Below are 21,820 nucleotides of genomic sequence, written 5' to 3'. Positions count from 1 at the left end.
GTCCGATGTCGCAGCCGATCCGTCTCAAGGACCACGAGAAAGACGCCCGCCTGGTGCGCAACCGCGTCGTGGTCGGCGCAGTGGCGATCATGCTGCTCATTTGTGTGCTGATCGCGCGGCTGTACTACCTGCAGGTCATCCAGCACGACTACCACTCGACGCTGTCGGAGAACAACCGGGTGCATGTGCAGCCGATCCCGCCGACCCGCGGGCTGATCTTCGACCGCAACGGCGTGATCGTCGCCGACAACCGGCCCAGCTTCAGCCTGTCGATGACCCGAGAGCGTGCGGGTAACTGGCAGGAAGTGTTGGATACCATCGTCGAAGTGCTGGAACTGACGCCCGACGATCGCGCCTTGTTCGAGAAGCGCATGCGCCAGGGGCGCCGGCCGTTCGAGCCGGTGCCGATCCTGTTCGAGCTCAACGAAGAGCAGATCGCTCGCGTGGCAGTGAACCAGTTCCGCCTGCCGGGCGTGGAAGTGGTGGCCCAGTTGGTGCGCCATTACCCGCAGGGCGCGCACTTCGCCCATTCGGTGGGGTATGTGGGGCGGATCAACGAGAAAGAGCTGAAAACCCTCGACCCGGTGAACTACAGCGGTACCCATCACATCGGCAAGACCGGCATCGAACGCTTTTATGAAGCCGACCTGCATGGCCAGGTGGGCTACGAGGAAGTCGAGACCAACGCCCGTGGCCGCGTGCTGCGGGTGCTCAAGCGCACCGACCCGAAACCGGGCAAGGACATCGTGCTGAGCCTGGACATCAAGCTGCAGGAGGCCGCCGAGGCTGCCCTGGGGGGTCGGCGTGGTGCGGTGGTGGCGCTCGATCCGCGTACCGGCGAGGTGCTGGCGATGGTCAGCCAACCCAGCTTCGACCCCAACCTGTTCGTCACCGGCATCGGCTTCAAGGCCTATGCCGAACTGCGCGATTCGATCGACAGACCGCTGTTCAACCGCGTGCTGCGCGGCCTGTATCCGCCAGGCTCGACCATCAAGCCGGCGGTGGCAATCGCCGGCCTGGACAGCGGCGTGGTCAATGCCGGTAGCCGGGTGTTCGACCCGGGCTACTACCAGCTGCCCAACTACGACCACAAATACCGTAACTGGAACCGCTCGGGCGATGGCTGGGTCGACCTGGATACCGCGATCATGCGCTCCAACGATACCTACTTCTACGACCTTGCCCACAAGATGGGCATCGATCGGCTGTCCAGCTACATGAACAAGTTCGGCATCGGCCAGCGGGTTTCCCTCGACATGTTCGAGGAATCCGCCGGGCTGATGCCGTCGCGCGAATGGAAGCGCGCCACCCGCCGCCAGGCCTGGTTCCCCGGCGAAACCCTGATCCTCGGCATCGGCCAGGGTTACATGCAGGCCACGCCGCTGCAATTGGCCCAGGCCACTGCGCTGATCGCCAACAAGGGCGTGTGGAACCGTCCGCACCTGGCCAAGACCATCGAAGGCCAGCCGCCGGTGGACGACAACCCCATGGAAAACATCGTGCTGCGCGACAAGTCCGACTGGGCCAAGGTCACCCATGGCATGGAGCAGGTGATGCACAACGCTCGCGGTACCGCACGCAAGGCGGCCATCGGCTCGCAGTATCGCATTGCCGGCAAGAGCGGTACCGCCCAGGTGGTGGCGATCAAGCAGGGTGAGAAGTACGACCGCAACAAGCTTCAGGAGCGCCACCGCGACCACGCCCTGTTCGTCGCCTTCGCCCCCGCCGAGGACCCGAAGATCGTGGTTTCGGTGATGGTCGAGAACGGTGAGTCCGGTTCGGGCGTCGCCGCCCCTGTGGTACGCCAGGTGATGGACGCCTGGTTGCTCGACGAAAACGGCCGGCTCAAGCCCGAGTTCGCGCCTGCCACCGTTACCCAGGAATCAGCCCTGTGATGAACAATTTCGATCGCATGCTCTCCAGCGAGGATGTGATGCGTCGGCGCGCCAGCTTTCTGCAGCGCATCCACATCGACGGCCCTTTGCTGATCATTCTGTTGACCCTTGCGGCCGGCAGCCTGTTTGTCCTGTACTCGGCCAGTGGCAAAAACTGGGACCTGCTGCTCAAGCAGGCTACCTCGTTCGGCATCGGCCTGGTGTCGATGTTCATCATCGCCCAGCTGGAGCCGCGCTTCATGGCCCGTTGGGTGCCGCTGGCCTACCTGGCCGGTGTGCTGTTGCTGGTGGTGGTGGACGTGATGGGGCACAACGCCATGGGCGCCACGCGCTGGATCAACATCCCCGGGGTGATCCGCTTCCAGCCCTCGGAGTTCATGAAGATCATCATGCCAGCGACCATCGCCTGGTACCTGTCCAAGCGGACCTTGCCGCCGCATCTGAAGCATGTGGCGATCAGCCTGGTGCTGATCGGTGTGCCGTTCATCCTGATCGTGCGCCAGCCCGACCTTGGCACGGCGCTGCTGATCCTCGCCTCCGGGGCTTTCGTGCTGTTCATGGGCGGCCTGCGCTGGCGCTGGATCCTCAGCGTACTGGCGGCTGCGGTGCCCGTGGCGGTGGCGATGTGGTTCTTCGTGATGCACGACTACCAGAAGCAGCGGGTACTGACCTTCCTCGACCCGGAAAGCGACCCGTTGGGCACTGGCTGGAACATCATCCAGTCGAAGGCGGCCATTGGCTCGGGTGGCGTGTTCGGCAAGGGCTGGCTGCTCGGCACCCAGTCGCACCTGGACTTCCTGCCGGAAAGCCACACCGACTTCATCATCGCCGTGCTCGGCGAGGAATTCGGCCTGGTCGGCATCTGCCTGCTGCTGATCGTCTACCTGCTGCTGATCGGCCGCGGCCTGATGATCACCGCCCAGGCGCAGACCCTGTTCGGCAAGCTGCTGGCGGGCAGCCTGACCATGACCTTCTTTGTATACGTGTTCGTCAATATCGGTATGGTCAGCGGCCTTCTGCCCGTGGTGGGCGTGCCGCTGCCCTTCATCAGCTATGGCGGAACTTCGTTGGTGACGCTGCTGTCAGCGTTTGGCGTTCTGATGTCGATCCACACGCACCGCAAATGGATCGCTCAGGTTTGAATAAGGTGAAGAATTTCATGCAAGCAGTGCGTAACTGGGCTGCCCGTTGTGCGCCGTGGATCGGCGCGGTGGGCCTGTTCGGCGCTGTACAGCTGGCCCATGCCGGCGATTATCAAGGCTCGCCCCAGGTTGCCCAGTTCGTTGGCGAAATGAGCCGCGACCATGGCTTTGCCCCTGAGCAGCTGATGGGTGTGTTCGCTGAGGTGCAGCGCAAACAGTCGATCCTCGACGCCATTTCGCGCCCGGCCGAACGGGTAAAGCCGTGGAAGGACTACCGGCCGATGTTCATCACCGACGCGCGCATCGCCCGCGGTGTGGACTTCTGGCGCCAGCACGAGGCGGTGCTGGCCCGTGCCGAGCAGGAATACGGCGTGCCGGCGCAGTACATCGTCGCCATCATCGGTGTGGAAACCTTCTTTGGCCGCAACACCGGCAACTACCGGGTGATCGATGCCTTGTCGACCCTGGGCTTCGATTACCCGCCACGGGCCGAATTCTTCCGCAAGGAGCTGCGCGAATTCCTGCTGCTGGCCCGTGAGGAACAGCTAGACCCGCTGACGCTCAAGGGTTCCTATGCTGGCGCCATGGGTCTGCCGCAGTTCATGCCGAGCAGCTTCCGCAACTTTGCGGTGGATTTCGACGGCGACGGCCACATCAATATCTGGAACAACCCGGACGATGCCATCGGCAGCGTGGCCAGCTACTTCAAGCGCCACGGCTGGGTGGCCGGCGAAGGTGTGGTCAGCCGCGCCTGGGTGGACGGTGGGCGCGCCGACGAAGGCCTGACGACCGGCATCGAGCCGGTAAAAACCGTTGGGGAGTTGCGCACGCTTGGCTGGTCGGTTCATGATTCGCTGCGCGATGATCTGCCGGTGACCGCCTTCCGTCTCGAGGGCGACAATGGCCCCGAGTACTGGATGGGCCTGAAGAACTTCTACGCGATCACTCGCTACAACCGCAGCGTGATGTATGCCATGGCGGTGCATCAGCTATCGGAACAGCTGGTTCAAGCACGGGGCGTCAAGTAATGCGCGCAATCTTCTCTGGCAACTCTTTCAAGCTGCTCACCTGCCTCGCCGTTGGCGTGGTGCTGGCCAGCTGTTCGTCCAACCGCCCGTCCCAGCAAAGCAGTGGCAACGTGGTGCGCACCCAGCCCGGTCTGGATATCAACCGGGCGCACAAGGACGGCGCGCCGTGGTGGGATGTGGATGTGAACAAGATTCCCGACGCCACGCCAACCGTGCACACCGGCAACTACAAGGCCAACCCGTACACGGTGCTGGGCAAGACCTACTATCCGATGCAGGACTCGCGCAACTATCGCGCCGAGGGTACCGCGTCGTGGTACGGCACCAAGTTCCACGGCCAGAACACCGCCAACGGCGAGCTGTATGACCTGTACGGCATGAGCGCGGCGCACAAGACCCTGCCGCTGCCGGCCTACGTGCGGGTGACCAACCTGGCCAACGGCCGCAGCGTGATCCTGCGGGTGAACGACCGTGGGCCGTTCTATTCGGACCGCATCATCGACCTGTCCTATGCCGCGGCGAAAAAGCTCGGTTATGCCGAGATCGGTACCGCGCACGTGCGCGTCGAAGGCATCGATCCGCAGCAATGGTGGGCCCAGCGTGGCCAGACGCCACCGATGGTGCTGAAAGAGCCGCAGGTAGCCCAGACCCAGGCAATCCCGGCCAGTACCGGGCGCGTCGAGCAATGGACCCCGCCGCCCCAGCAGCATGCGGCGCCGGTGGTGCCGGTGCAGGTGGCTGGCAACAACGTGCCGGCCGGCAGTGGCGGCAGCTTCCTGCAGGTAGGCGCCTTCGCCAACCCGGACGCCGCCGAACTGCTGCGCTCCAAGCTCAGCAGCATGGTCAGCGCGCCCGTGTTCATCAGCTCGATCGTGCGCAACCAGCAGACCCTGCACCGCGTGCGCCTGGGGCCGATCAACAGCCAGGGCGAGATCCAGCAAGCGCAGGACAGCATCCGCCTGGCGAACCTTGGGCAGGCCAAGCTGGTCACAGCAGACTGACAGCGGAGCTCCAGCCTTGATGCGCTTTCTGTAGGAGCGGCCTTGTGTCGCGAAAGGGCCGCGCAGCGGCCCCAGGGTTTCTGCATGAATGCAAAAGTGGCTGGGGCTGCTTTGCAGCCCGATCGCGACACAAGGCCGCTCCTACAATGACCGCGTTCCCATTCAAGGCAACCGTTAAACTGTCGGTTTTGTCATGAATTGCCGGGCGCAGGCATGTACAATGTCGGCTTTTGCCCGCAGCGACATAAAGCCGCACATTGCGAGCCAGGCCTACGGCCGCAAAAACTAGACTGACTGGCGCTGGGCACATGATCTTGCCCAGGGAACATCAGACCATTAGCGATTTTCGAGAGACGGATGAACATCACCAACCTTGCCAAACGACTTTGCCTGCCCGTACTGCTGATGATCACGCCTGCCGCCTTCGCGGCTGAGCAGATGACGCCGGCGCCACCGCAACTGGCAGCCAAGTCCTACGTACTCATGGACGCGTCCAGCGGCAACGTGCTTGTCGAGAACAACGGTGACGAGCGACTGCCGCCAGCCAGCCTGACCAAGCTGATGACGGCCTACATCGCCACCCTGGACATCCGTCGCGGTCAGATCGGTGAAAACGACCCGGTTACCGTCAGCGAAAACGCCTGGCGTACCGGCGGTTCGCGCATGTTCATCAAGGTGGGCAGCCAGGTGACCGTCAGCGACCTGCTGCACGGCATCATCATCCAGTCCGGTAACGACGCCTCGGTCGCCCTGGCCGAGCACATCGCCGGCAGCGAAGACGCCTTTGCCGACATGATGAACAAGACCGCTGCCGACTTGGGTATGGCCAACAGCCACTTCATGAACCCGACCGGCCTGCCGCACCCGGACCATTACTCGTCGGCCCACGACATGGCTACCCTGGCGCGTGCGATCATCAACGTCGATCCGGCCCACTACGCCATCTACTCGCAGAAAGAATTCTTCTGGAACAACATCAAGCAGCCAAACCGCAACCTGCTGCTGTGGCGTGACAAGACCGTCGATGGCCTGAAGACCGGCCATACCGACGAAGCCGGCTACTGCATGGTGGCTTCGGCCGTTCGCGACGGCCAGCGCCTGATCGCCGTGGTGTTCGGCACCAACAGCGAGCAATCGCGTGCTGCCGAGACCCAGAAGCTGCTGACCTACGGTTTCCGCTTCTTCGAAACCCAGACCTTCTACCAGAAGGGCACCGAGCTGACCAAATCGCCTGTCTGGAAGGGCGCGACTGGTGAAGTGAAAGCCGGCCTGGCCAACGACCTGACCCTGACTATGCCTAAAGGCCAATTGAAGCGCCTGCAGGCTTCGATGACCATGAATCCGCAGCTCACAGCGCCAATCGCCAAAGGTGACGTGATCGGCAAAGTGGAAGTCAAACTGGACGATAAAGTGGTTCACAGTGCCGACCTGATCGCCCTCGACGGCGTCGAGGAAGGTGGTTTCTTCCGCCGTATGTGGGATAGCATCCGTCTATTCTTCTACGGGTTGTTCAACTGATACGTGACCTGCATGCCCCCGCGTATCCTGCGGGGGCGTTGTTGTTGCCACGGCTTACGAGGCCGTTTCCGCCATGAGCGAACCAGACGTCAAGTCGCACAAGATCGAATTCCCCTGCGACGATTACCCGATCAAGGTCATCGGTGACACCGTTGTCGGCTTCAAGGACACGGTCATCGAGATCCTGAGCAAGTACGCGAAGGTCGACCTTTCCACCCTGGCCGAGCGCCAGAGCAAGGAAGGCAAGTACACCACCGTGCAATTGCACATCGTTGCCGAAAGCGAGAACCAGCTGCACGATATCAACAGCGCCCTGCGCGCTACCGGCATCGTGAAAATGGTGCTCTGATGTCCGCCTGCCTCGGTTTTCGCGAGCTTGGCCTGCAGCCCTACGAACCGGTGCTGGAGGCCATGCGTCGCTTCACCGAGCAGCGCAGCCCGGACAGCCAGGATGAAGTCTGGCTGGTCGAGCACCCTGCGGTCTTCACCCAGGGCCAGGCCGGCAAGGCCGAGCACCTGCTGGTGCCGGGCGACATCCCTGTGGTGCAGACCGACCGTGGTGGCCAGGTGACCTACCATGGCCCCGGGCAGCTGGTGGCCTACCTGCTGCTGGATGTGCGTCGGCTGGGCTTTGGCGTGCGTGAGCTGGTCAGCCGTATCGAGCAGACCCTCATCGACCTGCTCGCCAGTTACGATGTCCAGGCAGCGGCCAAGCCCGATGCCCCGGGTGTCTATGTCGACGGAGCGAAAATCGCCTCCCTCGGCCTGCGAATCCGCAACGGCCGTTCGTTCCACGGCCTTGCCCTGAACGTGGACATGGACCTTGCGCCATTCCGCCGAATCAACCCCTGCGGCTATGCGGGGCTGGCGATGACCCAGCTGCGCGACCTGGCAGGTCCGATCGAACTCGACGAGGTCAGGACAAGGCTGCGCGGACAGCTGGTCAAGCACCTCGACTACGCTGAGCAGACGACCCTCACGGGCGGAATCGACTGAATATGACAACTGTGCAAGAAGCCGTGCCGAACCTGATACCTACCCAGGATGCCACCCCACGCCCAGCGCCGAAGAAGGTGGAAGCCGGGGTCAAGCTGCGTGGTGCCGAAAAGGTGGCTCGCATCCCGGTGAAGATCATCCCCACCGAAGAGCTGCCGAAGAAGCCCGACTGGATCCGCGTGCGTATCCCGGTGTCGCCCGAGGTAGATCGTATCAAGCAGCTGCTGCGCAAGCACAAGCTGCACAGCGTATGCGAAGAGGCATCCTGCCCGAACCTGGGCGAGTGCTTCTCCGGTGGTACCGCCACCTTCATGATCATGGGTGACATCTGTACCCGTCGTTGCCCGTTCTGCGACGTTGGCCACGGTCGGCCGAAACCGCTGGACCTGGACGAGCCGAAGAACCTGGCCATTGCCATCGCCGATCTGCGCCTGAAGTATGTGGTGATCACCTCGGTGGACCGCGACGACCTGCGTGACGGTGGTGCCCAGCACTTTGCCGACTGCATCCGCGAAATTCGCGCGCTGTCGCCGGGCGTACAGCTGGAAACCCTGGTGCCTGACTACCGTGGGCGCATGGATATTGCCCTGGAGATCACCGCGCAAGAGCCGCCGGATGTGTTCAACCACAACCTCGAGACCGTACCGCGTCTGTACAAGGCCGCGCGCCCGGGTTCGGACTACGACTGGTCACTGGACCTGCTGCAGAAGTTCAAGCAGCTGGTGCCGCACGTACCGACCAAGTCGGGCCTGATGCTCGGCCTGGGCGAAACCGACGAGGAAGTGATCGAAGTGATGCACCGCATGCGCGAGCATGACATCGACATGCTTACCCTCGGCCAGTACCTTCAGCCGTCGCGCAGCCACCTGCCGGTGCAGCGTTTCGTCCACCCGGACACCTTCGCCTGGTTCGCCGAGGAAGGTTACAAGATGGGCTTCAAGAACGTTGCTTCCGGCCCGCTGGTGCGTTCTTCGTACCACGCCGACCAGCAAGCTCACGAAGCCAAGATCAAGCTCTGAGCCAAGCACAGAGCCACGCATGCCGATGCACGCCGAAGGGCGGCATCGGCATTTTTGTTTGTGTCACACGCGCTGAAAGGAGCCGCGATGAATTGCGCCGAAACCTTCCAACCCAGCCTGCCCGCCGCGCTGCCGCGTGATGCCTGTTTTGCCATTGTCGCCCCGGCCGGCGCGGCGCGGCTGGATACGCACAAGGTCAACCAGTGGTTCGTTGACCGAGGCTACAGTTGCCGCATCTACCCGGGTGCCCTTCAGGCCCAGGGCTATCTGGCGGGGCCGGACCGGCAGCGGTTGCAGGACCTTCATGATGCTTTTGCCGACCCGGCCATCGATGCCATTCTGTGCATGCGTGGCGGGTACGGCAGCATGCGCCTGCTCGATCAGCTCGATTTCGAACTTATCCGGCGCAACCCCAAGCCGCTGATCGGTTACAGCGACATCACAGCGCTGCACGCGGCGATCTACCGGCATACCGGGCTGGTCACCTTCCATGGCGGGATGCTCAATGCCGACCTGCTGGGGGCCAAGTTGCCACCGACCGAGGCTTCGTTGCTGGCACAGCTGGGTGGGCATGTGCGGGCAGGGGAACAGATCGTGCACCCTGCTGAATTCGCCTTGAGCAGCGTGTTACATGGTGTGGCCAGCGGGCCGCTACTGGGCGGCAACCTGTCGATGCTGGGCGCGACCCTGGGGACGATTGCCGAGCTGGATACGCAGGGCTGCATCCTGTTCATCGAGGACGTCAACGAGCCGCTGTACCGGGTGGACCGCTTGCTGACCCAGCTGCGCCTGGCGGGCAAGCTGGAGGGGGTGAAGGGGGTGCTGGTGGGGGACTTTGCCGGGATTACCACTGTGGCGTTGACGCCCCTGCTGGAGGACATCTTCGCACCGCTGGGTGTGCCGGTACTGGCAGGGTGGCGCAGTGGGCATTGTGACCCGAATGTGTGCTTGCCGTTGGGGGCTCGGGTAATGCTGGATAGCTCTCGGCAGAGCTTGCTGCTGGAGCAGGATCTTTTCCAGGCTTGAGATTGTCGGGGCTGCTTTGCAGCCCATCGCGACACAAGGCCGCTCCTACAGGAGACCGCGTTACCCCGATGGTTCGCGATCGCTTGTAGGAGCGGCCTTGTGTCGCGATGGGCCGCGCAGCGGCCCCAAGATTCTTACGGCTGACGCAGGCTCTCGAGCAGCTTGTGGGTCGGATACCCATCTGCCGGCCACCCCAGCCCCTGCTGGGCATTGCGGATCGCCTTGCGGGTATTGGCGCCAATGATGCCATCGGCATTGCCTGCATCGTGCCCGTTGCGGTTCAGCAGGTTCTGCAGTTCCATGCGCTCGCTGCGGCTGAGCGGCAGGTCTTCTTTCGGCCAGCTGCCAGCAATGAAGCCCCAGCCCGTGAAGCGATCACCCAACAGGCTTACTGCCAGCGCGTAGGACGACGAGTTGTTGTACTTGAGGATGGCTCGGAAGTTGTCCAGCACCAGGAACGCCGGGCCACGCGCGCCCGCTGGCAGCAGCAGGGCGGCAGACAGCTGGTTGCTGCCCGCCGGCAACTGGGTACCGGCAGGCAGTTTCACGCCCATTGCCAGCCACTCGCTCACGGGCTTGCGCAGGGCGCCATCGGCCTGCCAGTAATCAAAGCCAGGTGGCACCTGGACCTCGAAGCCCCACGGCTGACCACGTTTCCAGCCCGAGCTCTGCAGATAGTGCGCTGTCGAGGCCAGGGCGTCTGCCGTGCTGTTCCAGATGTCGCGGCGGCCATCGCCGTCGAAGTCCACGGCATGGGTGTTGTAGGTGGTCGGGATGAACTGGGTCTGGCCCATCGCGCCGGCCCAGGAGCCACGCATGGCCTCAGGCTGGATATCGCCATGCTGGATGATCTGCAGCGCGGCGATCAACTGGTCCTGGGCGAACTGTGGGCGGCGGCCCTCATAGGCCAAGGTAGCCAGTGAGCGGATCACCGACTTGTTGCCCTGGAACTGGCCGAAGTTGCTTTCCATGCCCCATACCGCGACCAGCACCTGGCGATCGACGCCATAGCGTTGCTCGATGCGGGTCAGCAGTTCGGCGTTCTGCTCCAGCAGCTTCTTGCCGTTGCGCACGCGCAGGGGGGAAAGAGCGCCTTCGAGGTATTCCCATACCGGGCGGGTGAACTCCGGCTGGCTGCGATCGGCCTTGATCACATCCATGTCGGGGGTGACGCCGAGAAAGGCGCGGTCGAACGTGTCCTGCGAAATGCCGGCTTGCAGGGCCTGCTGGCGAAAGCCCGCTTGCCATTGCGCGAAGGTTTGCAGAGGCTGGATTTCAGTGCTGGTATCGAGCGTCGTGCCGGGCAGGGTTACCACCGGGGCGGGCTGGGCGGGGGCCAGCGGCAGGGCGTCGGCGGCGGTGGGCTTTTCTGCGCAGGCCACGAGCAGGATGAAACTGGAGGCCGCGATCAGCTGACGGGTTTTCCAGTGGGGGAGAAGACTGAGGAGCATTCACAGATCCAGAATTGCAGGTCAGATGACGACCATACCATGCCTGCGCTTTCGATGCTTTCATGCAGCCAAAAAGTAGGAAGCCTCCCAATCTCTCGATTGGAAGGCTTCGCGGCGGTAGCTGCCTTTGCCCTTGTTCGGCCGCTCCTGGCGGCAGCGGAACAGCGGTTGGGCGATGATCGACTTGGCCTTGTTGGGGCCGTGCTTTTTCGGCTTTTTGCTCATGGCGGGGTTCCCGGGTTGGGTGGCTTTCGCGGCGCACTGTAGGGTTTGGGGCTGGGTGGGGCCAATTGATTGTGTATATGGCCGAATACCTGGGTCCATGGATGTACCCTTGTAGGAGCAACCTGGACAGTCTGGTGGACGGTTTACTCGGGAGGGAGTGTCAGGCGCTGGCCGGCCATCAGCAGCGACAAGCGCGCCAGGCCAGTCCACGGCGAGCCCTCGGCCTGGCCCTTGATCTGTGCATCGATACGCTGGGCATCTTGCAGCAACTGCGCCCAGCGCTGCGCCGACAGGCGCTGCAGGGCCTTGCTGACCAGTGGCCGGCGTTTGTCCCAGACTGGCGGGCGGGCCTGGCTGAAGGCCTTGTCCAGAGGTACACCCTGGCTGAACTGCTGGGCCAGCCCCGCCAGCTGGCGCAGCTCACGGGCCAGGGCCCAGAGAATCACTGGTGGCTCCACGCCTTCACCGCGCAAGCCTTCGAGCATGCGCAAGGCATGCGCGGCTTCGCCATTGAGAATGGCATCGACCAGGCCGAAGACATCGAAGCGGGCGCTGTCGGCGACGGCGGCCTGTACGGTCTCCACGGTGATCTGGTTGCCTTCGGCGAGCAGCTTGAGCTTTTCGATTTCCTGTGCGGCCGCCAGCAGGTTGCCTTCCACGCGTGCGGCGATCAGGTCGACGGCGTCACGCTGTGCCGACAGGCCGGCCTGCTGCAGGCGCTGGTTGATCCACTGCGGCAGCTGGTGCGCATCCACCGGCCAGATCTGGATGAACTGGCAGTGGGCGCCTTCGATCAGCGCCTTGCCCCACTTGGTCTTCTGCGCGCTGCCGTCGAGCTTGGGCAGGCTGACCAGCAGCAGGGTGTCTTCGGCGGGGTTGGCGCAGTACTCCATCAGCGCAGCAGCGCCCTTGTCACCGGGCTTGCCCGAGGGCAGGCGCAATTCCAGCAGGCGGCGCTGGGCGAACAGGGACAGGCTGGCGCCAGCCTGGAGCAGGGTGCCCCAGTCGAAGTTGGCGTCGGCACTGAATACCTGGCGTTCGTCAAAGCCCTGCTGGCGCGCGGCGTTGCGGATGGCGTCGGCGGCTTCCTGGCACAGCAGCGGGTCGTCGCCGCTGACCACGTAGACCGGTGCCAGGGCGCCTTGCAGGTGCTTGTTGAGTTGGGCGGGGGCGAGCTTCATGGGAAACAGGCGGGGCACCCGAAGGTACCCCGCTCGGGCTTAGTTGCCCGGTACTTCCAGTGGCGACTGCTGAGGCGTTTCGGCCTGCTGGCGGCGAGCGGCCTCCAGCGCAGCGGCTTCGGCCTTGGCGCGCTCGTCGGCCTGACGCTGCAGCTCGTCCAGCTGGGACGGGGTCAGCATCTGCAGGCGAACGACCATGGCGTTGACCAGGTCGCGACGCATTTCTTCGCGGGCGCGGTTGGCTTCCTGCTCGGAGCCGGTGATGTTCGAGCCGTCACGCAAGTAGATCTTGCGCACCTCCAGCTTGTCGCTCATCAGTTCCAGGTTGTTCAGGCCCTGGATGCTGTAGTTCAGCACGGTGGTCAGTTCGTATTCGGCGGTACGGTTGCCGCTGTTGTAGGTCGCCGAGCGCTCGCGCTCCTGCTCGTTGGTAAGCACCAGGCGGTACGGTGCGCCAGCGTGCACGTTGACACCGCTACGTTGCAGCACTTCACGCAGCTGGACCACGGTCGGGCCGTAGGCGTTGCGTGCGCTGACGTCCATTTCCTTTACGCTCAGCTCGGTGGAGCCGGTGCCACGCAGCTGGAAACCGCAGGCGCTGAGCATGACCGCCAGGCCAATTACCAGCAAATTGCGTTTGATCATGTTGTTGCTCCCTTGTGGGCCTGTTCGCCCGCCCGCAGTGGCTGCGGGCGGGCGTTGCCATCAGTTGGCGACGATGTTGACCAGCTTGCCCGGTACCACGATGACCTTGCGGATGGTCAGGCCATCGATGAAGCGCAGGACGTTCTCGTTGCTACGCGCGGCGGCTTCGATTTCTTCGCGGCTGGCGGCGGCCGGCATTTCGACCTGGCCGCGCAGCTTACCGTTTACCTGCACCACCAGGGTGACGGTGTCCTGTATCAGGGCTGCCTCGTCGACGGCTGGCCAGCTGGCGTCGATGACTGCCTGCTGGTGGCCCAGCTGTTGCCACAGCTCGTGAGAGATGTGCGGGGTGATCGGTGCCAGCAGCAGGGTTACGGCCTCGAGGCCTTCCTGCAGCAGGGCGCGGTCCTGCTCAGTAGCCTGCGGGGCCTTTTCCAGCACGTTCATGACGGTCATCACCTGGGCGATGGCGGTGTTGAACTTGTGGAACTGGCCAACATCGGTGCTGGCCTGCTTGATGGCGGCGTGGATGGCGCGGCGGATGACCTTCTGCGCGTCGTCCAGGGCGGCGACATCCAGCTTGCCCGGCAGGCCTTGGGCCACGTGGGCCTGGGCCAGGCGCCAGACGCGGCGCAGGAAGCGGCTGGCACCCTCGACGCCGGAGTCGGACCATTCCAGGCTCATATCGGGCGGCGAGGCGAACATCATGAACAGGCGGCAGGTGTCGGCGCCGTACTGGTCGATCATCGATTGCGGGTCGACGCCGTTGTTCTTCGACTTCGACATCTTCTCGGTGCCACCGATTTCCACTGGCAGGCCGTCGGTCTTCAGGCGGGCGCCAATGATCTTGGCCTTGGCATCGCGCTCGACTTCGACATCGGCCGGGTTGAACCAGTCCTTGCCGCCGTTGCTGGCAACACGGTAGTAGGTTTCGGCGACCACCATGCCCTGGGTCAGCAGGTTCTTGAACGGCTCGTTCGATGTGACCAGGCCTTCGTCACGCATCAGCTTGTGGAAGAAGCGCGCGTACAGCAGGTGCAGGATGGCGTGCTCGATACCGCCGATGTACTGGTCTACCGGCAGCCAGTGGTTGGCCGCTTTCGGGTCGACCATGCCACCTTCATAGTTCGGCGAGGCGTAGCGGGCGAAGTACCAGGACGATTCGACGAAGGTGTCCATGGTGTCGGTTTCGCGCTTGGCCGCGGTGCCGCATTTCGGGCAGGTGCACTCGTAGAATTCAGGCATGCGCGCCAGTGGCGAACCGGCGCCATCCGGCACCACGTTCTCCGGCAGGGTGACCGGCAGCTGGTCTTCCGGCACCGGTACGTCGCCGCAGGACGGGCAGTGGATGATAGGGATCGGGCAGCCCCAGTAGCGCTGGCGGCTGATACCCCAGTCACGCAGGCGGAACTGGGTACGCGATTTGCCCAGCTCCTTGCGGATCAGGGCGGCTTCGATGGCGTCGAAGGCACCGGCGAAGTCCAGGCCGTCGAACTCGCCGGAGTTGATCAGCTGGCCGTGCTCGCCATAGGCGGCCAGCCACTCGCTGCCGACTTGGTCGCCAGCGCTGGTGCGCACCACGGCCTTGACCGGCAGGTTGTACTTGTGCGCGAACTCGAAGTCACGCTCGTCGTGGGCCGGTACGGCCATGACGGCGCCATCGCCGTAGTGCATCAGCACGTAGTTGGCGACCCATACCGGCAGCTTCTGGCCGGTCAGCGGGTGCTCGACCAGCAGGGAAGTGGCCATGCCCTTCTTCTCCTGGGTGGCCATGTCGGCTTCGGCAACGCTGCCGCTCTTGCACTCGTCGATGAACGCCTGCAGCGCCGGATTGCCCTGGGCGGCCTGGGTGGCCAGCGGGTGTTCGGCGGCGACGGCGACGTAGGTGGCGCCCATCAGCGTGTCGGGGCGGGTGGTGAAGACCTTGAGGGTGCCTTCGTGGCCGATGCTGGCCCGGTCGTACGGGAACTGCACTTCCATGCCGCGCGACTTGCCGATCCAGTTGCGCTGCATGGTCTTGACCTGCTCAGGCCAGCCCGGCAGCTCGTCGAGGCTTTCCAGCAGCTCGTCGGCGTAGTCGGTGATGCGGAAGTAGTACATCGGGATTTCGCGCTTCTCGATCAGCGCGCCCGAACGCCAGCCACGACCGTCGATGACCTGCTCGTTGGCCAGTACGGTCTGGTCCGCCGGGTCCCAGTTCACGGTACCGTTCTTGCGGTAGATGATGCCTTTTTCGAACAGGCGGGTGAACAGCCACTGCTCCCAACGGTAGTAGTCGGGCTTGCAGGTGGTGACTTCACGTGCCCAGTCGATGGCCAGGCCCAGGCTCTTGAGCTGGGTCTTCATGTAGTCGATGTTTTCGTACGTCCACTTGGCCGGGGCGACGTTGTTCTTCATCGCCGCGTTTTCCGCAGGCATGCCGAAAGCGTCCCAGCCCATCGGCTGCAGGACGTTCTTGCCCAGCATGCGCTGGTAGCGGGCAATCACGTCACCGATGGTGTAGTTGCGCACGTGGCCCATGTGTAGCTTGCCGCTCGGGTACGGGAACATCGACAGGCAGTAGTAGGTGTCCTTGCCTGGCTGTTCGGTAACAGCGAACGATTGTTGCTCGTCCCAGAACTTCTGGGCGGCGGCTTCGATATCACGGGGCGTGTATTGTTCGTGCATGGCTACTTTTTGCTGAGAGGGAAGAGACCTTGTTCCAGGCAGCGGAACCTCGCTGCGTCCGGCACTCCGGTGTCATTTAGAGTGAACGCCGTAGCATACAGCAGCGCCGCGCATCGTGGGAAACCTTCGTTGCGAATGCCCGCTGGTCGCGGCACACGGCTGCTTTTTGCAACGACGCTAAGCTCAGGTGTGGGGGGAGATATTCTTATCTTCAATGAGGTGAACGGATGGGAGAGACGCAGCTACCCGCAATCAGACCGGAGCTATACGAACGCCTGATCGACCGGCTTGGCCTGGCGCTGGAAGTGGCCAGGACATCGGTGCGATTGCGCGACGAAATGCCAGCCGAGCTGGAGTTGCGCGGCCTGAGCCACGCAGAGTTCGAACTGATCAAGGCCTACCTGGATTCCCTCCCGGAGCGCCACAATGCCTGTGTCGGCAGTTACCCACAAGCGGAGCCGACATCGGCCAAGATCATCTGGCTCAAGGACAAGAAACGCCCCGCCAGCACGGCGAGATCCAGGACGCTGCCACACCGCTAGCCGTTCAGGACGCCAGGCGCAGGCTATCGCGCGCCGGTTCTTCAAAAATTGCACAACTCATGATCGGCGCCGGCCGCACCCTTGTTGACCGGCGTCGATCCTTCTAGGCTGCACGCCTGCCAAGGAGGTGTGGCCAATGCCGATCCGATACTTCATCAAACAATGGCTGATGCCGCCAGGCGTCCTGTTCCTGCTGCTGCTTGTGGCCTGGTGGCTGCATCGCCGCCGGCCCAGGCTGGCAGCGCTGTGCTTTGCCGTGGGCCTTGGTGGCCTGTGGCTGATGAGCCTGCCGCTGGTGGTGCAGGAAACCGCCCGTGCACTGGAGACGGAAGCGCCGCTGGCGGTAGGCGATTGGGCCGGCCTGGCAAGCCGGGCGGATGCCATCGTGGTGCTGGGTGCGGGGCGTGAACGGGGTGACCCGGCCTGGGGGGGTAGCGACCAGCCCACGGCCACGGCGCTGGAGCGCATGCGCTTTGCCGCGCGACTGGCCAAGGCTTCGGGCTTGCCGGTGCTGACCAGCGGCGGGTTGCACTATGGCACGCCGCCGAGCGAGGCGCAGTTGATGGCTGATCGCCTGCGTGAAGATTTCGGCGTCGAGGTGAAATGGCGGGAGGAGGGCAGCCGCACGACCTGGGAGAATGCCCGGCTGACGGCCAAGGTGTTGCAGCCGTTGGGGATTCGCCGGGTGGTCGTGGTAACCCAGGCGTGGCACATGCAGCGCTCGCGCTGGAGTTTCGAGCAGGCGGGGTTCGAGGTGGTGCCGGCGCCGGTCGGGTTCCTCGGGCGCGATCATGCGCGGCCGTTCGGCGGGTTGCTGCCGGAGAGCCGGGCGATGTGGCAGAGCGGGCAGTTGCTCAATGAAGTCGCGGGGTTGGTGGGGTACCGGGTGTTTTATTGAGCCTTGAGTTGCCTGTGCCGGCCTCTTCGCGGGTGACCCCGCTCCCACAGGTACACCGCAGGCCATGGGCTTGTGCGGTCCCCGTGGGAGCGGGTCTACCCGCGAAGAGGCCGGTACAGGAAAGCTCAAACGGTCTTGGCAATGCGCCCGGCCAGCAACGCCCAAACCAGCAGCAATGCGCAGACAATCGCCAGCGGCCACGATCGCCATTGCAGGTACGGCGTCAGTTGCTGCATCGGCACCACTTCACCATACAGCACCGCCTGCTGGAACTGCGGCACCTGAGTGGTAATGCGGCCAAACGGGTCGATCAGCGCAGTCACGCCGTTGTTGGTGGCGCGGATCATCCAGCGGCCAGCTTCCAGCGCACGCATCTGCGCCATCTGCAGGTGCTGCAACGGGCCGATCGAGGTGCCGAACCAGGTGTCGTTGCTGATGGTCAGCAGCAGGTCGCTGCGGGCCGCCAGGCCTGCGGCGAATTCGGGGTAGACCACTTCGTAGCAGATGTAAGGCGCAATCTGGTAGCCCTTGGCCTGCAGCAGCGGCTGGTCTTCCGGCCCGCGGGCGAAGTCCGACATGGGCAGGTTGAAGAACTCGATCAGGCCGCGCAGCATGTCCTGCAGCGGCACATACTCGCCAAACGGCACCAGCTTCTGCTTGAGGTAGGTGCCATCGCCTTCACCGGTGACGGTGATGCCGTTGTAGTAGCGGCGCTGGTGATGCACCACTTCACGCACCGGCACACCGGTGATCAGCGCCGAATGCCGTTCGGCGGCGAACCGGCCCATCACGTCGATATAGCCTTGGGCCTGGTCCTTGAGCACCGGCACCGCGGTTTCCGGCCACACCAGCAGGTCCACCGGCCTGGAGCTGAAGCTCAGGTCACGGTACAGCGCCAGTTGCGCGTCGATGTGTGCCGGGTCCCATTTCAGGTCCTGCTCGACATTGCCCTGGATGGCCGCCACTTTCAGCGGGTCGCCCGCCGGCTTGGTCCAGGCGTGGCCCTTTAGCGCCAGGCCCAGCACCCACGGGGCCAGCAACAGCAGGCAGCCCACCGCCAGGAACGAGGGGCGGCCGCGCAGGCGGTGCAGGTTGCACAGCAGGGCAGCGGTCAGGGCCAGGGCGAAGGAAATCAGCCATACGCCGCCCAGCGGTGCCAGGCCGGCCAGCGGGCCGTCCAGCTGGCTGTAGCCGGCGTAGAGCCAAGGGAAACCGGTCAGGAACCAGCCGCGGAAGGCCTCTTGCAGCAGCCACAGGGCGGCGAAGCACAGGGCGTCGGCCAGCGGTGCTTCGGTGCGACGCAGCCAGCGGGCCCACAGCCAGGTGGGCAGGGCGAAGAACCAGGCCAAGGCGGCGAAGAACGCTAGCAGCAGCAGGATGGCCAGCAGCGGCGAGGCGCCGCCGTAGGTGTTCATGCTGACGTAGATCCACCAGGTGCCGGCACCGTACAGGCCGAAGCCGAACCACCAGCCACGCCACATGGCCTGGCGCGGGCTGAGCTCGCGCAGGCCAAGGTAGAGCAGGGCGATGGACAACACGGCCAGTGGCCAGATGTCGAATGGCGCCAGGGCCAGGAGGGTGGAGGCACCGGCCGCCAGGGCCAGCAGGTTACCGGGCCAGCCGGGGCGGGTGATCCAACGCATGTTTGTCCTTAACGGGTGATCGGTGTCAGGCGCAGCAAGTGTATCCGCCGGCTGTCGGCATTGAGAATACGGAACTTGTAAGGGCCGATCTCGGTGGTTTCGTTGCGCTTGGGCAGGTGACCGAAGGCACTCATCACCAGGCCGCCGACCGTGTCGAACTCGTCATCGGAGAATTCGCTGTCGAAGAACTCGTTGAAGTTCTCGATCGGGGTAAGCGCCTTGACCAGGAAGTCACCGCTGGGCAGCGGCTTGATGTAGCTGTCTTCCTCGACGTCGTGCTCGTCCTCGATGTCGCCGACAATCTGCTCCAGCACGTCCTCGATGGTGACCAGGCCGGCCACGCCACCGTACTCGTCGATGACGACGGCCATGTGGTTATGGTTGGCGCGGAACTCGCGCAGCAGCACGTTCAGGCGCTTGGACTCGGGCACAAAAGTGGCCGGGCGCAGCAGGTCCTTGATGTTGAAGCTGTCGCCGTTCTCCTTGAGGATCAGCGGCAGCAGGTCCTTGGCGAGCAGGATCCCGAGCACATCGTCGTGGCTTTCGCCGATCACCGGGTAGCGCGAGTGCGCGGCGTCGATCACCGCTGGCAGAAACTCGCGCGGCGACTGGCTGGCCTTGATGCTGATCATCTGCGAACGCGGCACCATGATGTCGCGAACCTGCAGGTCGGCCACCTGGATGGCGCCTTCAACGATGGTCAGCGCCTCGCTGTCCAGCAGTTTGTTCTGATGGGCTTCGCGCAGCAGTTCAAGGAGTTGCTGGCGGTTTTTCGGCTCATGGGCAAAAGCCTGGGTCAGTTTACCCAGCCAGGACTTCTGCCCGTTGCTCGATCGATCTTCGCTCATGGCGGTTCTCGTGATCCTTCGTGTATCAGTGTGTGATGGTGTCGGTTTCATCGTCGGCGTACGGGTCGGGATGACCCAGTTCTGCCAGCAATTCCCGTTCCAGGCCTTCCATTTCCTCGGCTTCCTCATCTTCGATGTGGTCATAGCCGAGCAGGTGCAGGCAACCGTGGATGACCAGGTGCGCCCAGTGCGCTTCCAGCGACTTGCCCTGTTCGGCGGCTTCGCGCTCGACCACCGGCACGCAGATCACCAGGTCGCCCAGCAGCGGGATATCGAGCAGGTCGTCGGGGACATCGGCCGGGAACGACAGCACATTGGTCGCGTAGTCCTTGTGCCGGTAGTTGTGGTTCAGCTCGCGGCCTTCGGTTTCGTCGACCAGGCGAATGGTCATTTCCGAATCGGCGCTGCGCTGGCGCAGGGCCAGTTCGCACCAGCGGCGAAAGGCGGTGTCATCCGGGGCGGCAGCATCCGTGGCCCGTTGAATATCGAGTTCAAGCATCTTTGCCTGGCGCCTCGGGCTTGGCCTGGCGGGCATCGAAGCGGTCGTAGGCCTCGACAATACGCTGCACCAGTGGGTGACGAACCACATCTTTGGGTTGGAAATGGGTAAAACTGATCCCCGGAACGTCCTTCAACACCTCGATGACGTGCGCCAGGCCCGACTTGGTGCCACGGGGCAGGTCGACCTGGGTGATGTCACCGGTGATCACCGCGGTGGAGCCGAAGCCGATACGGGTGAGGAACATCTTCATCTGTTCCAGTGTGGTGTTCTGGCTCTCGTCGAGGATGATGAAGCTGTTGTTCAGGGTGCGGCCACGCATGTAGGCCAGCGGGGCGATCTCGATTACCTGACGCTCGATCAGCTTGGCCACGTGTTCGAAGCCGAGCATTTCGTACAGGGCGTCGTACAGCGGGCGCAGGTACGGGTCGATCTTCTGGGCCAGGTCGCCGGGCAGGAAGCCGAGCTTTTCGCCCGCCTCTACCGCCGGGCGCACCAGCAGGATGCGGCGCACCTGTTCGCGTTCCAGCGCGTCCACGGCGCAGGCCACGGCCAGGTAGGTCTTGCCGGTACCGGCCGGGCCGATGCCGAAGTTGATGTCGTTGGCCAGGATTTCCTTGACGTAGCGTTGCTGGTTGACCCCGCGCGGGCGGATGTTGCCCTTGCGCGTGCGCAGCGACACGCTGACCTCGTTGACGGCCGGGTTGTCGATGTTCTCGACGGTCGATTCCTGCAGGTACAGGTGCACGGTTTCCGGGGACAGGTCGCTGGCCTTGGTCTCGCGGTAGAGACGGCGCAGCAGCTGTTCGGCAGCGGAGGTGGTCTTGGGTTCGCCGATCAGTTCGAACTGATTGCCGCGGTTGCGGATCTCGATGGCCAGGCGCTGTTCGATCAGGCGCAGGTGCTCGTCGAACTGGCCGCACAAGTTGGCGAAACGGTGGGCCTCGAAAGGTTCGAGGATGAAACGATGGGGTTGTATGGGTGCGTTCAAGGTCGTTTTTAGCCGCTCGACGGCAATGGATGTGAACTCAAGAATAACCCTTGAATGCCAGTGGCGAAAGCACTGAAACGTTCAACGGTATGTATGGCCTGCTCCGGCCCTATCGCCGGCAAGCCGGGCTCCCACAGATATTGCACAGGCCTGAAGCTGGCGCAGTACCTGTGAGAGCTGGCTTGCCGGCGATGAGGCCCGGACAGGCAACACAGATCAGCAAACCTGTCTGCTATGATGCCCGCCTTTTCTTACGCATGTGTTATCCCGACGAACATGAGCAAACGCGAACCTGCCATCTATAAAGTGATCTTCCTCAACCAGGGGCAGGTCTTCGAGATGTATGCCAAGCAGATCTACCAGAGCGACCTGTGGGGGTTCCTGGAAATCGAGGAGTTCGTGTTCGGCGAGCGTTCGCAGCTGGTGGTGGACCCGAGCGAGGAGAAGCTCAAAAGCCAGTTCGATGGGGTGATCCGCAGCTTCGTGCCGATGCACTCGATCGTGCGCATCGACGAGGTGGAGCGACTGGGCACAGCTAAGATCAGCGAAGCCAAGGGCGGCGGCAACGTGATGCCGTTCCCCATGCCGATGCCGGAAAAGTAACC

The 21,820-nt window shown here is 63.7% G+C and carries 21 protein-coding genes; 12 read left to right on the top strand and 9 right to left on the bottom strand.

What is annotated here, in order from left to right:
- Nucleotides 1-5 precede the first annotated feature (5 nt).
- From mrdA to V3314_RS00630, 9 genes are all read left to right on the top strand, one after another.
- Nucleotides 6-1,895 (top strand): penicillin-binding protein 2, encoded by a 1,890-nt coding sequence (gene mrdA, locus V3314_RS00670; RefSeq protein ID WP_015271942.1) that lies wholly within the window; start codon nt 6-8, stop codon nt 1,893-1,895.
- A gap of 38 nt (nt 1,896-1,933) precedes the next feature.
- Entirely contained in the window at nt 1,934-3,037 is a 1,104-nt protein-coding gene (rodA, locus tag V3314_RS00665) for a rod shape-determining protein RodA (protein WP_046613723.1), read from the top strand.
- Nucleotides 3,038-3,054: 17 nt separating this feature from the next.
- Nucleotides 3,055-4,065, top strand: coding sequence for a lytic murein transglycosylase B (gene mltB / locus V3314_RS00660; RefSeq protein ID WP_039613594.1), 1,011 nt, complete (start codon nt 3,055-3,057; stop codon nt 4,063-4,065).
- On the top strand, nt 4,065-5,066 hold the full coding sequence (locus V3314_RS00655; RefSeq protein ID WP_046613225.1) for a septal ring lytic transglycosylase RlpA family protein: 1,002 nt from the start codon (nt 4,065-4,067) through the stop codon (nt 5,064-5,066). The genes mltB and V3314_RS00655 overlap by 1 nt, the downstream gene beginning before the upstream one ends.
- Nucleotides 5,067-5,423: 357 nt before the next feature.
- A complete protein-coding gene (locus tag V3314_RS00650) occupies nt 5,424-6,584 on the top strand; it encodes a D-alanyl-D-alanine carboxypeptidase family protein (RefSeq protein ID WP_046613224.1) in 1,161 nt (386 codons plus the stop codon).
- A gap of 73 nt (nt 6,585-6,657) precedes the next feature.
- Nucleotides 6,658-6,933 (top strand): DUF493 domain-containing protein, encoded by a 276-nt coding sequence (locus V3314_RS00645; protein ID WP_043211184.1) that lies wholly within the window; start codon nt 6,658-6,660, stop codon nt 6,931-6,933.
- The gene (gene lipB, locus V3314_RS00640; RefSeq protein ID WP_013974352.1) at nt 6,933-7,580 is read left to right on the top strand and encodes a lipoyl(octanoyl) transferase LipB; all 648 of its coding nucleotides are present in this window, start codon (nt 6,933-6,935) and stop codon (nt 7,578-7,580) included. The genes V3314_RS00645 and lipB overlap by 1 nt, the downstream gene beginning before the upstream one ends.
- 2 nt (nt 7,581-7,582) lie before the next feature.
- Nucleotides 7,583-8,599 (top strand): lipoyl synthase, encoded by a 1,017-nt coding sequence (gene lipA / locus V3314_RS00635; protein WP_003257574.1) that lies wholly within the window; start codon nt 7,583-7,585, stop codon nt 8,597-8,599.
- 87 nt (nt 8,600-8,686) lie between these two features.
- Nucleotides 8,687-9,625, top strand: coding sequence for an LD-carboxypeptidase (locus V3314_RS00630; RefSeq protein WP_046613222.1), 939 nt, complete (start codon nt 8,687-8,689; stop codon nt 9,623-9,625).
- 134 nt (nt 9,626-9,759) lie between these two features.
- On the opposite strand, the gene V3314_RS00625 is transcribed toward V3314_RS00630, so the two are convergent.
- The 5 genes from V3314_RS00625 to leuS all read right to left on the bottom strand — a co-directional run bounded on the left by V3314_RS00625 (nt 9,760) and on the right by leuS (nt 15,794).
- On the bottom strand, nt 9,760-11,076 hold the full coding sequence (locus tag V3314_RS00625; protein WP_322492392.1) for a lytic murein transglycosylase: 1,317 nt from the start codon (nt 11,074-11,076) through the stop codon (nt 9,760-9,762).
- A gap of 60 nt (nt 11,077-11,136) precedes the next feature.
- Nucleotides 11,137-11,301 carry an alternative ribosome rescue factor ArfA gene (arfA, locus tag V3314_RS00620; protein ID WP_025340762.1) on the bottom strand — a complete coding sequence of 55 codons (165 nt, stop codon included), beginning with the start codon at nt 11,299-11,301 and terminating at the stop codon, nt 11,137-11,139.
- 143 nt (nt 11,302-11,444) lie between these two features.
- Nucleotides 11,445-12,482: a DNA polymerase III subunit delta gene (holA, locus tag V3314_RS00615; protein WP_322492393.1), complete on the bottom strand. Its 1,038-nt coding sequence runs from the start codon at nt 12,480-12,482 to the stop codon at nt 11,445-11,447.
- Between the two features lie 39 nt (nt 12,483-12,521).
- Nucleotides 12,522-13,127 carry an LPS assembly lipoprotein LptE gene (gene lptE, locus V3314_RS00610; RefSeq protein ID WP_003257580.1) on the bottom strand — a complete coding sequence of 202 codons (606 nt, stop codon included), beginning with the start codon at nt 13,125-13,127 and terminating at the stop codon, nt 12,522-12,524.
- Between the two features lie 60 nt (nt 13,128-13,187).
- Entirely contained in the window at nt 13,188-15,794 is a 2,607-nt protein-coding gene (gene leuS, locus V3314_RS00605; RefSeq protein ID WP_322492394.1) for a leucine--tRNA ligase, read from the bottom strand.
- Nucleotides 15,795-16,021: 227 nt separating this feature from the next.
- Here leuS and V3314_RS00600 point away from each other — a divergent pair, with 227 nt between their 5' ends.
- Both V3314_RS00600 and V3314_RS00595 read left to right on the top strand, forming a co-directional pair.
- On the top strand, nt 16,022-16,336 hold the full coding sequence (locus tag V3314_RS00600) for a hypothetical protein (protein WP_003257582.1): 315 nt from the start codon (nt 16,022-16,024) through the stop codon (nt 16,334-16,336).
- A gap of 136 nt (nt 16,337-16,472) precedes the next feature.
- A complete protein-coding gene (locus V3314_RS00595) occupies nt 16,473-17,234 on the top strand; it encodes a YdcF family protein (protein ID WP_046613217.1) in 762 nt (253 codons plus the stop codon).
- A 125-nt stretch (nt 17,235-17,359) separates the two neighbouring features.
- Here V3314_RS00595 and lnt read toward each other — a convergent pair whose 3' ends face one another.
- The 4 genes from lnt to V3314_RS00575 are packed head-to-tail and all read right to left on the bottom strand — an operon-like array spanning nt 17,360 to nt 21,215.
- Nucleotides 17,360-18,877: an apolipoprotein N-acyltransferase gene (gene lnt / locus V3314_RS00590; protein WP_046613216.1), complete on the bottom strand. Its 1,518-nt coding sequence runs from the start codon at nt 18,875-18,877 to the stop codon at nt 17,360-17,362.
- Nucleotides 18,878-18,885: 8 nt separating this feature from the next.
- Nucleotides 18,886-19,725 (bottom strand): HlyC/CorC family transporter, encoded by an 840-nt coding sequence (locus V3314_RS00585; protein WP_046613214.1) that lies wholly within the window; start codon nt 19,723-19,725, stop codon nt 18,886-18,888.
- Nucleotides 19,726-19,750: 25 nt separating this feature from the next.
- Entirely contained in the window at nt 19,751-20,224 is a 474-nt protein-coding gene (gene ybeY, locus V3314_RS00580; RefSeq protein WP_085599647.1) for an rRNA maturation RNase YbeY, read from the bottom strand.
- Nucleotides 20,217-21,215, bottom strand: coding sequence for a PhoH family protein (locus tag V3314_RS00575; RefSeq protein WP_013974342.1), 999 nt, complete (start codon nt 21,213-21,215; stop codon nt 20,217-20,219). The genes ybeY and V3314_RS00575 overlap by 8 nt, the downstream gene beginning before the upstream one ends.
- A 276-nt stretch (nt 21,216-21,491) precedes the next feature.
- On the opposite strand from V3314_RS00575, the gene V3314_RS00570 reads away from it, so the two are divergent.
- Nucleotides 21,492-21,818, top strand: coding sequence for a DUF1820 family protein (locus V3314_RS00570; RefSeq protein WP_013974341.1), 327 nt, complete (start codon nt 21,492-21,494; stop codon nt 21,816-21,818).
- The last annotated feature ends 2 nt before the right edge of the window (nt 21,819-21,820 follow it).

This window comes from Pseudomonas sp. TE3-3-F2023, assembly GCF_036784815.1.
Classification (GTDB): Bacteria; Pseudomonadota; Gammaproteobacteria; order Pseudomonadales; family Pseudomonadaceae; genus Aquipseudomonas; species Aquipseudomonas pudica.
This window is presented reverse-complemented; position numbering and strand designations above follow the sequence as displayed.